Origin of the sequence: Frankia tisae, from assembly GCF_025403405.1 — a bacterium.
Taxonomy (GTDB): Bacteria; Actinomycetota; Actinomycetes; order Frankiales; family Frankiaceae; genus Frankia; species Frankia tisai.
This window is the reverse complement of the sequence record NZ_JANEZT010000255.1, coordinates 1-9,973: the sequence shown is the minus strand read 5'-3', so window position 1 is coordinate 9,973 and position 9,973 is coordinate 1. Positions and strand designations below refer to the sequence as shown.

General features: G+C 72.4%; 9 protein-coding genes and 1 pseudogene. 8 read left to right on the top strand and 2 right to left on the bottom strand.

Annotation, left to right across the window (positions count from 1 at the left end; genetic code table 11):
* The 4 genes from NBZ85_RS21545 to ccsB all read left to right on the top strand — a co-directional run.
* Positions 1–456: TlpA family protein disulfide reductase (locus NBZ85_RS21545; RefSeq protein WP_261562485.1), on the top strand; the 456-nt coding region annotated here is incomplete at its 5' end.
* A gap of 34 nt (positions 457–490) precedes the next feature.
* Positions 491–1,477 (top strand): cytochrome c biogenesis CcdA family protein, encoded by a 987-nt coding sequence (locus NBZ85_RS21540; RefSeq protein ID WP_261558154.1) that lies wholly within the window; start codon positions 491–493, stop codon positions 1,475–1,477.
* Entirely contained in the window at positions 1,474–3,645 is a 2,172-nt protein-coding gene (gene resB, locus NBZ85_RS21535) for a cytochrome c biogenesis protein ResB (RefSeq protein ID WP_261562484.1), read from the top strand. Before NBZ85_RS21540 ends, resB begins: the two co-directional genes overlap by 4 nt.
* Complete coding sequence (gene ccsB / locus NBZ85_RS21530) at positions 3,645–4,802, top strand: c-type cytochrome biogenesis protein CcsB (RefSeq protein WP_261558156.1); 1,158 nt, start codon at positions 3,645–3,647, stop codon at positions 4,800–4,802. The genes resB and ccsB overlap by 1 nt, the downstream gene beginning before the upstream one ends.
* 234 nt (positions 4,803–5,036) lie before the next feature.
* On the opposite strand, the gene NBZ85_RS21525 is transcribed toward ccsB, so the two are convergent.
* Positions 5,037–5,453 carry a PLD nuclease N-terminal domain-containing protein gene (locus NBZ85_RS21525; RefSeq protein ID WP_261558157.1) on the bottom strand — a complete coding sequence of 139 codons (417 nt, stop codon included), beginning with the start codon at positions 5,451–5,453 and terminating at the stop codon, positions 5,037–5,039.
* A gap of 348 nt (positions 5,454–5,801) precedes the next feature.
* Here NBZ85_RS21525 and NBZ85_RS21520 point away from each other — a divergent pair, with 348 nt between their 5' ends.
* The 4 genes from NBZ85_RS21520 to NBZ85_RS21505 all read left to right on the top strand — a co-directional run bounded on the left by NBZ85_RS21520 (position 5,802) and on the right by NBZ85_RS21505 (position 9,592).
* Entirely contained in the window at positions 5,802–7,253 is a 1,452-nt protein-coding gene (locus tag NBZ85_RS21520) for a menaquinone biosynthesis decarboxylase (protein WP_261558158.1), read from the top strand.
* An 84-nt stretch (positions 7,254–7,337) separates the two neighbouring features.
* Positions 7,338–8,294 (top strand): menaquinone biosynthesis prenyltransferase MqnP, encoded by a 957-nt coding sequence (gene mqnP, locus NBZ85_RS21515; protein WP_261558159.1) that lies wholly within the window; start codon positions 7,338–7,340, stop codon positions 8,292–8,294.
* 24 nt (positions 8,295–8,318) lie between these two features.
* On the top strand, positions 8,319–9,131 hold the full coding sequence (locus NBZ85_RS21510) for a UbiX family flavin prenyltransferase (RefSeq protein WP_261558160.1): 813 nt from the start codon (positions 8,319–8,321) through the stop codon (positions 9,129–9,131).
* Between the two features lie 146 nt (positions 9,132–9,277).
* Positions 9,278–9,592 (top strand): transcriptional regulator, encoded by a 315-nt coding sequence (locus tag NBZ85_RS21505; protein ID WP_261558161.1) that lies wholly within the window; start codon positions 9,278–9,280, stop codon positions 9,590–9,592.
* A gap of 152 nt (positions 9,593–9,744) precedes the next feature.
* On the opposite strand, the pseudogene NBZ85_RS21500 reads toward NBZ85_RS21505, so the two are convergent.
* A pseudogene (locus NBZ85_RS21500) lies at positions 9,745–9,973 on the bottom strand (hypothetical protein); the annotation flags it as partial.

The following is a 9,973-nucleotide window of genomic DNA, read 5'->3' as shown; positions in this document are numbered from 1 at the left end:
GTCCAGCAGTCCGCCGGCAAGGATTTCGTCGCGGCCGGGAACCGGCACGAGGCGCCCAAGCTGGCCGGGAAGAACCTCGACGGCACCAGGATCGACGTCGCGTCCATGCGGGGGAAGATCGTCGTTGTCAACTTCTGGGCCTCGTGGTGCGCCCCCTGCCGGGCGGAGACACCCGGTCTGGTGCGGCTGTCCAAGGCGAACCCGACGGTGGCGTTCCTCGGCGTCAACGAGAAGGACCCTGCGGGCGCCAAAGCCTTCGTGCGCGACAACGGCGTGCCGTACCCGAGCGTCGTCGACCGGCTGGGCACGCTCGCCGCGGGCTGGCCGGTGGCCCCGGGGCTGCCATCGACCTTCGTGCTTGACGCCAACGGGCGGATCGCGGCCCGGTTCACCGGCCCTGTCGTGCCTGACGACGACCTCAAGCCCGTGCTGACCCGGTTGCAGGCCGAGGCGTGAGCGGCCGGCGGCCGGGCGGGACGGGGGGCCCGCGTTGAGCGTGGTCGAGCTCGTCACGGACGGGCCCGTGCTGCTCGCCGCCCCGGTCGCGGCGGCCGCCGGACTGCTGTCCTTCCTGTCACCGTGCGTGCTGCCCCTCGTGCCCGGCTATCTCAGCTTCATCACCGGCCTGTCCGGCGAGGAACTTCAGGACCGCGAGCGGCGCCCCGCCCGCCCACCGGCCGGTTCGCCCGGGCCCGCGGCGGCCGCCGTCTCCACGGCCGGGCCGATCATGGCTGCCGCGGTCACCGCGCCGCTGCTGCCGGTACCGGTCGGTGCGCCGCTGCAGGTCGGCCGCAGCGGCCTGGTCGAGTCCGGCGACGGGCGTGACGGGGGCGGCAGGGGTGACGGGCGGTTCGCCGGTTTCCGGCCGCGGCTGCGCCAGCTGCGCGTCGGCGGGCGGGTCGCCGCCGGCACCGGACTGTTCGTGCTCGGGTTCACCTCGGTGTTCGTCTCCGCGGGCGCGGCCTTCGGCGGGCTCGGCCAGGGGCTGATCCGCCACCAGGTCGGGGTCAGCCAGGTGCTGGGGGCGTTCACCATCGTCATGGGCCTCGCGTTCGCCGGCCTGTTCTCCCGGATGTCCTGGGCGAACCGGGAATGGCGCATCCATCGGCTGCCGCGTCCCGGCCTGCTCGGCGCGCCGCTGCTCGGCGTGCTGTTCGGCATCGGCTGGACCCCCTGCCTCGGCCCCACGCTGGCGGCGGTGCAGGGACTGGCGGTGACGAGCGCGACGGCCGGGCGGGGCGCGTTCCTCTCCGCCGTGTACTGCCTCGGACTCGGGCTGCCGTTCCTCGCCGTCGGGCTCACCTTCCGGCGAGCCGTCGGTGCCCTGCGCCTGCTGCGCAGGCATGCTCGCGCCCTGACCCTGGCCGGTGGCGTGCTGCTCGTCGCGGTCGGGGCGCTCCAACTCACCGGGGAGTGGGCCGACCTGATCGCCAACCTGCGGCCCTACGCCCCCGGCTTCTCGGAGACGCCGCTGTGACCTCCTCCACCCGTTCCCACGAGCCCACCGGCTCGGCCACCGGCCTCGCGCCGAAGCCAGGTCGCGGCAGCCCGGACGAGTTCGATCCGACCGGCACCGTCGATCCGACCGGCACCGTCGATCCGACCGGCACCGTCGATCCGGCGGGCACCGCGGACGACGAAGCCGTCGGGTTCGATCCGGACTCCTCCGGTGGGCGCCGCCTACCCGAGGGGCACGCCGACGCCGGTGTCGCCGGTGTCGCCGGTGTCGCCGTCGCGCCGGATGCGTTCGCGCCACCCGGACCCGGCGAACCCGGCGAACCCGGCGAACCCGACGGGCCCGAGGGGCCTGGCAGCCCCGACACCGGTCGGGCCCGCGCCGGGGGGTCTCGCCGATCGGCGGACCGTGACGCCGCCGGCCCGGGTGCCCCCAACGCAACCCCCGCCGGGCGGCATCCGGCCCTGGCGCTCGCCGTCCGCTCCTGGCGGCAGCTCACCAGCATGCGCACGGCGCTGCTGCTGTTGTTCCTGCTCGCGCTGGCCGCCGTGCCCGGGTCGCTGCTGCCGCAGCGCAACATCAACCCGATGCGAGTCGATCATTACCTGTCCAGCCACCGGACCCTGGGGCCCCTGCTCGACAAGCTGTCGGGTTTCGACGTTTTCGCCGCCCCCTGGTTCGCGGCGATCTACCTGCTGCTGTTCATCTCGCTGATCGGCTGCCTGTCGTCGCGCATCCGTTGGCACATCAAGGCCCTGTTCACCGCCCCGCCGAAGGCGCCGGCGCGACCCGGCCGGCTGCCCGGCGGCAGTTCGTGGACCAGCCCGCTGGCCCCGGCCGACGCGACGGCCGCCGCCCGTGCGGCGCTGCGCCGGCGCCGGTTTCGCGCCAGCGTCGCCGCCGCCGGGGCGCGGCGGCCGGACGGCTCGCCGGACCACTCCGTCGCGGCCGAAAAGGGCTACCTGCGCGAGACGGGCAACCTCGTCTTCCACGTCGCCCTGGTCGGACTGCTCGCCGCGGTCGGCTTCGGGGCCTGGTTCGGCTACTCCGGGACCACGCTTGTCGTCACCGGGGACAGCATGGCCAACACGATCATCTCCTACGACCAGTTCAGCGGCGGCAAGCTCGTTGACACCGCCAAGCTGCGCCCGTTCTCGCTCACGCTGAACCGCTTCGCCGCCGCCTATGAACCGAACGGCGAGCCCTCGAACTTCCGCGCCGACGTGTCCTACTCGCCCGACCTGGACTCACCGACCCACGAGGCGACGATCCGGGTGAACCACCCGCTGGTCCTCGGCAACGCCAAGATCTACCTCATCGGGCACGGGTACGCCCCGCACTTCGTCCTGCGGGACGCCCAGCGCCGGACGGTCTGGCAGGGCAGCGTGCCCTGCACTCCGCGGGACGGGATGTTTACCTCGACCTGCACGGTCAAGATTCCCGACACCGGCCTGGCGCCGCTCGGTGCCCGCAAGGAACCCCAGCAGCTCGCCTTCAGCGGGGTGTTCACGCCGACGACCCACCTCGACCCGGCCCAGGGCTACATCTCGACCTTCCCGGCGGCTCGCGCGCCCGGCCTGACCATCACCGGTTTCGTCGGCAACCTCCACCTCAACGAGGGCGTGCCGCAGAACGTGTACACGGTCGACACCCGGGACATGCGCCAGCTCACCCTCAACGGTCCGGCCGGAACGGCGCGCCAAGCCCAGGTCCTCGCCCTGAACAACTCCCGGCAGCGGACCCTGACCGGGCTGCCCGGCGGGCTGAGCCTGGAGGCGGACAGCGTCGCGGAGTTTGCCACCTTCCAGGTGAAGTCCGACCCGTTCAAGGACGAGGCGCTGATCTTCGCGGTGCTCATCATCGCCGGGCTGATCGCCAGCCTGCGGGTGCACCGTCGCCGCCTGTGGGTCCGGGCGCGCCCGGCACCCGGCGGCGGTTCCGTCGTCGAGATCGGCGGACTGTCCCGGTCACACGGGGACGGCTTCGCCGTCGAGCTCAGCCAGCTCACCACCCTCGTCCGCGAGGCCACCGGCCCGGTCGGCGGGCAGGAACCGGCGGCGCAGCCCGAACCGGCGGCAGGGCCGGGCGAGCCCGGCGCGGGAGGCGGCGCCGCGGCGCCGAGCACTACGGAATCGCGCGGCACCGCAGCCGGTGGCGCCGCGTCGAACGCCAGCGAACGGGAGCACTGATGGCGGTCAATGAGGGCATAGCCAGCCTCTCCGATCATCTGTTCGGCAGTGGCATGGCGGTGTACGCCGCGGCGATGCTCGGCTACGCGGCCGAGTTCGCGTTCAGCCGCCTGGGCACGCGCAGCGGTGCCGTGGAGCTGGCGGCGGAGGTTCCCGCCGCCCGCACGGCGGCTGACCGGCCGGCTGTGCTCGTGGGGGCCGGTGCCCCGGCGGACGCCGGGTCCAGCATCGAGATCGACCAGGACGATCCGGCCGCCGCCGCGCTCGCGGCCGCGCGCGCCCGCGAGATCGAGGCGGTGCGTCAGCGGGACACCGCCGCGCACACCCTGGTCGCAGGCAACGACGGCGACATCGAGGTGCCCGCTCGCGCCCGGTGGATCGGGCGGATCGCCGTGCTGCTCACGGTGGTCGGCTGGGCGCTGCACCTGGGTTCGGTCATCACCCGCGGCATCGCGGCGGACCGGGTGCCCTGGGGCAACATGTACGAGTTCTCGTCGATGATCTGCCTGATCGCGGTCACGACGTTCCTCGCCCTGCTGACCAGGCAGAAGGTTCGCTGGCTGGGCGTCTTCGTCATGGTGCCGGTGGTGCTCTACCTCGGCTTCGCCGGCACGGTCCTCTACGTCGCGCCCGGGCCGCTGGTGCCCGCGCTCAACTCGTACTGGCTGAAGATCCACGTGGTCGCCGCGATCACCTCCAGCGGCGTGTTCCTGATCTCCGCGGTGACCACGGTGCTGTTCCTGGTCAAGGAGCGCTGGGAGAACCGGCTCGCCGACGTGGCGGCCGGCCGGGCCGACGCCAGTCGGGCGATGCAGAGCCGCGGCGGCATCGTGATGCGGCTGCCGTCGTCGGCGGCGCTCGACACCCTGTCCTACCGGGTCATCGCGTTCGCGTTCCCGATCTGGACCTTCGCGATCATCGCCGGGGCGATCTGGGCCGAGTCGGCGTGGGGCCGGTACTGGGGCTGGGACCCCAAGGAGACCTGGTCGTTCATCACCTGGGTCTGCTACGCCGCCTACCTGCACGCGCGGGCGACCGCGGGCTGGCGTGGCCGGCGGGCTGCCGCGATCGCCCTCGTCGCCTTCACCGCGCTGTTCGTGGACTACTACCTGGTGAACCTCGTCATCACCGGCCTGCACTCCTACGCCGGCGTCTGACCCGGCGACTACGCGAGCGACCGACCCGGCGGCCGCGGACCGCGGGCGGGCCTGGCCGACGGGTCACGGCCCGTAATCTCGCGGCCGGGGCGGGAGCTCGTCGACCGCAGCAGCAGGCCACGCGAAAGCGATGTTGCCTGGCTGCGCGGCGTGGCCCGCTGCGCGGTGCGGTCTGATATCCGGTGGTGCCTGGTGCCTGGTGTGACTTGGTGTCTGGTGTTCGGTGCGGCGGTGTCAGCCGCGCGCGGACGGCGGCTCGGTGTCGCCGCCGCGGATGCGGTCCGCGAGCTCGCGGAGGAACTCCGGATCGTCGTCGGGGCCCTTGGGCCGCACGACCGGCCGCCGGGTACCCATCCGCGAGCCGGGGCGTCCCAAGCCCCCCTCACGGCGGTCGACGTCCCAGGTCGACCGCTCGCCGAAGGCAGGATGATCCGAGACCGCCCGCCGCGGCGGGCGCGCTCCCAGACCATGCGCCCGTGGTCGGCCGAAGAAGTACCACGCAGCGGCGCCGAGCACGTAAAAGAGAACCACGACCACGATCCAGATCGGTTTGGACATACCGCGTACCTCATCGGACGGGGTCCCGAACACGTCGGCGATCATGTACGCCCAGATACCGATGAACACGAAACTCAGCGCGAGGCCCAGCACAGGCTGGTCGCTCCTTCCGCTCTGCTTGATCGATTACATCCGGTTCGACACATCGGGTATGAACATCGGTCCGCGGGTGTGTAGTCCCGGCCTCCAGCGGCAACGCCGAACGGGGCAGACGAACGTGCCGCGCCCTCCCCGGAGAGCGCACATGTCGCGGTGATGGCCGGCCCGCGTCTCCCTAGTGTGCCCTCCGGCTCGGGTCCGCGTCCGGCCGGTCCGCCATCGTCCGCACCTTGGCGTGCATCCGCTCACGGCTACCACGGCATGGCGTAACCCCGTGGGGTTCCGCGGTGACCGACGGTGGGACGCCGGACGGCCGGCCGCATCGGCTGCCAGGATGGAGGCATGGCCTGGGCGGATCTACGAGCGTTCCTCGCTCATCTCGAACGGCGCAAGGAACTACGGCGGATCTCCGTGCCCGTCGACCCCCACCTGGAGGTCACCGAGATCGTGACCCGGGTGGTCCGGGAGCGCGGGCCGGCGCTGCTGTTCGAGTCCCCCGTCGGCGCGGACATGCCGCTGGCCATCAACGTGTTCGGCACCGAGGCCCGGATGGCTGCCGCGCTCGGGGTCGACCGTCTCGACGAGATCGGCGACCGGCTCGCCGCGCTCCTGCGCCCGGAGCTGCCCATCGGCCTGTCCGGCCTGCGCGACGCGCTGGGCAAGGCCGCCTCGCTCACGTCCATCCCGCCCCGGCGGGTCCGCACCGCGCCGTGCCAGGACGTCGTGCTCAAAGGGCCGGACGTCGACCTGTTCCGGCTGCCCGGCGTGCACGCCTGGCCGAACGACGGCGGCGCCTTCCTCAACCTCGGCCTCACGCACACCCGCCACCCGGAGACCGGGGCGCGCAACCTCGGGATGTACCGCCTGCAACGGCACGACGCGCGCACCGTCGGCATGCACTGGCAGATCCACAAGGACTCCAACGCCCACCACGCCGTCGCCGAGCGGCGCGGGGAGCGGCTGCCCGTGGCGATCGCGTTCGGCTGCGACCCGGCGGTGACGTACGCCGCCTCGGCGCCGCTGCCCGCCGACATCGACGAGTACCTGTTCGCCGGCTACCTGCGCGGCGAGCGGGTGGAGATGGTCGACTGCCTGTCCGTTCCGCTGCGGGTGCCGGCGAACTCCCAGATCGTGCTGGAGGGCTGGCTGGAGCCGGGCGCGCGGCTGCCGGAGGGCCCCTTCGGTGACCACACCGGCTTCTACACGCCGGTCGAGCCGTTCCCGGCGCTGCACGTCGACGTCATGACGATGCAGCGCGACCCGATCTTCCAGACGATCGTCGTCGGCCGCCCACCGCAGGAGGACGGGCCGATGGGCAAGGCGACCGAACGTATCTTCCGCCCCCTGATCAAGATGATGATCCCCGAGATCGTCGACTACGACCTGCCCGAGGCCGGCGTCTTCCACAACTGCTGCATCGTCTCCATCGACAAGCGCTTCCCCAAGCACGCGCAGAAGGTGATGAACGCCGTCTGGGGCGCCGGGCTGCTGTCGCTGTCGAAGCTGATCGTGGTGGTCGACGCCGACTGTGACGTCCACGACTACGCCGAGGTGGCCTGGCGGGCGTTCGGCAACGTCGACTACGCCCACGACCTGATCACCACGATCGGTCCCGTCGACCATCTCGACCACGCCTCGTACGAGCAGTTCTGGGGTGGCAAGGTCGGTGTGGACGCGACCCGCAAGCTACCGACCGAGGGGTACCGCCGCGAGGGCGGCTGGCCCGAGGAGCTCGTCATGGACGACGCGGTCCGCGCCCAGGTGACCCGCCGCTGGAAGGAGTACGGCCTGTGACCACCTCTCCCCGCCTGCCCAGAGGGATCAATCGGACGCCAGAGTCTCCGGATAAGCAGGAGAGGCAGTGGGTGGGTGTTCGCGGTGAGTGACGCGGTGTTTCTGCCGGGCGCGTCGGGTGGCACCGCCAGGCCCGGGGGAGGTGCCGGCGGCGGCCAGGAGCAGGCGGCCGGGCACGTGCGGGCATTCCTGCGGCTCGTCGTCATCGAGCACTCCGTCTTCGCGCTGCCCTTCGCCTACATCGCCGCCCTGGCGGGGTCGTTCGCCGCGTCGGGGTCGGTGCACTGGGCCGACCTCGGGCTCGTCACCGTCGCCATGGTCGCCGCGCGTACCTTCGCGATGGCCGCGAACCGGATCATCGACCGCGCGATCGACGCCCGCAACCCGCGCACAGCGGGCCGGGAGCTCGTCACCGGAGCCGTGTCGGTGCGCACCGCGGTGGTCGGCTCCGTCGTCGCCCTCGGTGTGTTCCTCGCCGCCGCCGCCACGCTGTCCTGGCTGTGCCTCGCGCTCGCCCCGATCGCGGTGGCGCCCCTGGTGATCTACCCGTACGCGAAGCGCTTCACCGACTTCCCGCACGCCGTGCTCGGCATCGCGCAGGCCGTCGCGCCGATCGGGGCCTGGATCGCGGTGACCGGCCACTGGTCGTGGGCCGCGGTCGTGCTCGGCCTCGCGGTCGGCGCCTGGATCGGCGGCTTCGACCTCATCTACGCCTGCCAGGACGCCGAGATCGACCGCCGCATCGGGGTGCGGTCCGTGCCGGCGCGCTTCGGGATCCGCGGCGCCCTCATCGGCTCCACCGTCACCCACGTCGTCACCTTCGCGCTGTTCGTCGCCTACGGGCTGATGGAGAACAACGGCGCCTGGTGGTGGGCCGGCCTCGCGGTCACGGCGGCGGCGTTCAGCTACGAGCACGCGATCGTCTCGCCGAAGGACCTCTCCCGGGTCAACCGCGCCTTCCTCACCGCGAACGGCTTCGTCGGCATCGCCCTGTTCGTCTTCGCCCTCGCCGACCTGATCAGCCGCGGCCTGTCCGCCTGAGCCGGCCGCGCCCACTCGACTGCCGTGACCACCACCGACCGCGAGCACCGCGACCCCGCCGTCCCGGCGGGTAGGCGGGTTCCCTGGGTGGTCGGCGTGAGCGGGGCCAGCGGGACCCCGTACGCGGCCGCGGTGCTACGCGGGCTGCTCGCCGCCGGGCTGCCCGTCGACCTGGTGCTCTCGCGGGCCGCCCGGCTGACCCTGCTCGACGAGACCGGCATCGCCTGGCACGACGTCGCCTGGAAGCAACCGCTGGCGAGCTGGCTGTCCGCGCCCCTCGGCGGGCCCGTTCCTGATTCCGCCGATACGTCCCGGTCAGCGCGTCCCGCCCAGCCTGTCCCACCTGCCGTACCTGCCCTGCCCGCCGTGGCCGCTCCACCCGCCTTACTCGGCCCACCGGACACGCTGGCCGCCGCCGTGGAGACGCTCGTCGCGGTGCACGCGCCCGGCAACCTCGCCGCCCCGACGAGCAGCGGCTCCTACCAGACCCGCGGCATGATCGTCGTCCCGGCGAGCACCGCATGCCTCGCCGGGATCGCCCTCGGCCTGTCCAAGGACCTGCTGCAGCGATCCGCCGACGTGACCCTCAAGGAGGGCCGGCGTCTCGTCGTCGTGCCGCGGGAGATGCCGTACACGGGCGCGACGCTGCGCCACATGCTCACCCTGCACGACGCCGGAGCGGTGGTCGCCGCGGCCAGCCCCGGCTTCTACGCCGGGGCGCGCACCGCCGCCGACCTCGTCGACTTCGTCGCCGGCCGGGTACTCGACGCGGCCGGAGTCGACCACGCCCTGTTCCGCCGCTGGACCGGAGAGCTCGGCCGCGCCCGACAGACCTGACCCGGCCGCGCGTCGTGGATCTCCGTGCTGTTGGTCGCGGGGAACAAGGCTGGCGACTGGTCGCGGTGGTACAGGACTGCTATCTCTGCGGCAGAGATCGCCTACGACGGGTGGCTGGCCTTCGAGAGGAAACGGCGGGAAGGCTCATGACCGAGTTCCACGACTGGGACGACATCCGCGCAGAACTGCATGACGGGGATGACGAGGCGCTCGCTGCCGAGCGGGCGCGCACCGAGGCATGGGTCAGCGCCTTCCACCTTGCTGAGGAGCGGAAGCGGCTGGGCCTGACGCAGCGTCAGGTGGCCGACCTGATGGGCGTCTCACCGGGCCGGGTGAGACAGATCGAGAACGGAGATCTTGACGTGAACGAGGTCGCAACGCTGAGCCGTTACGCCCGGGCGTTGGGCGCTCGGATGCGGATCATCTTCGACTACGGAAACGATCTCCGGCAGATCGCCTGATCCAATGCCGTGCGCACCGAGGCCGTTGCTGCACCGTGGCTACAGAAAGCGGCAGAGCCCCGCTGGATCTTCCGTCGACGTTTGTGGACGTCCACTCCGTGGCGATTGTGAGCCGGAGCTGGACCAGTTGCCCAGCACCCGGAGGCAGACAGTTACGCCTCTACACCATGGTCGTCGAGGTTGGGACTGGGGAGCGATGGCGTCTCGTTCTCGACCGGCCAGTTGCGGGATCCCTCTGGTAAGGGCGGTGCCTGGGCGGGCAGAGTGGGCGGCGACGGCCCAGGGCCGGGGCGGTGGATCACAACCACCGCCCCGGCGGGGCGCGGAGCTCGGCGGATCGAGGGCGACATGGCGACGAACGGGCGCGGGGCGGGGAAGGGC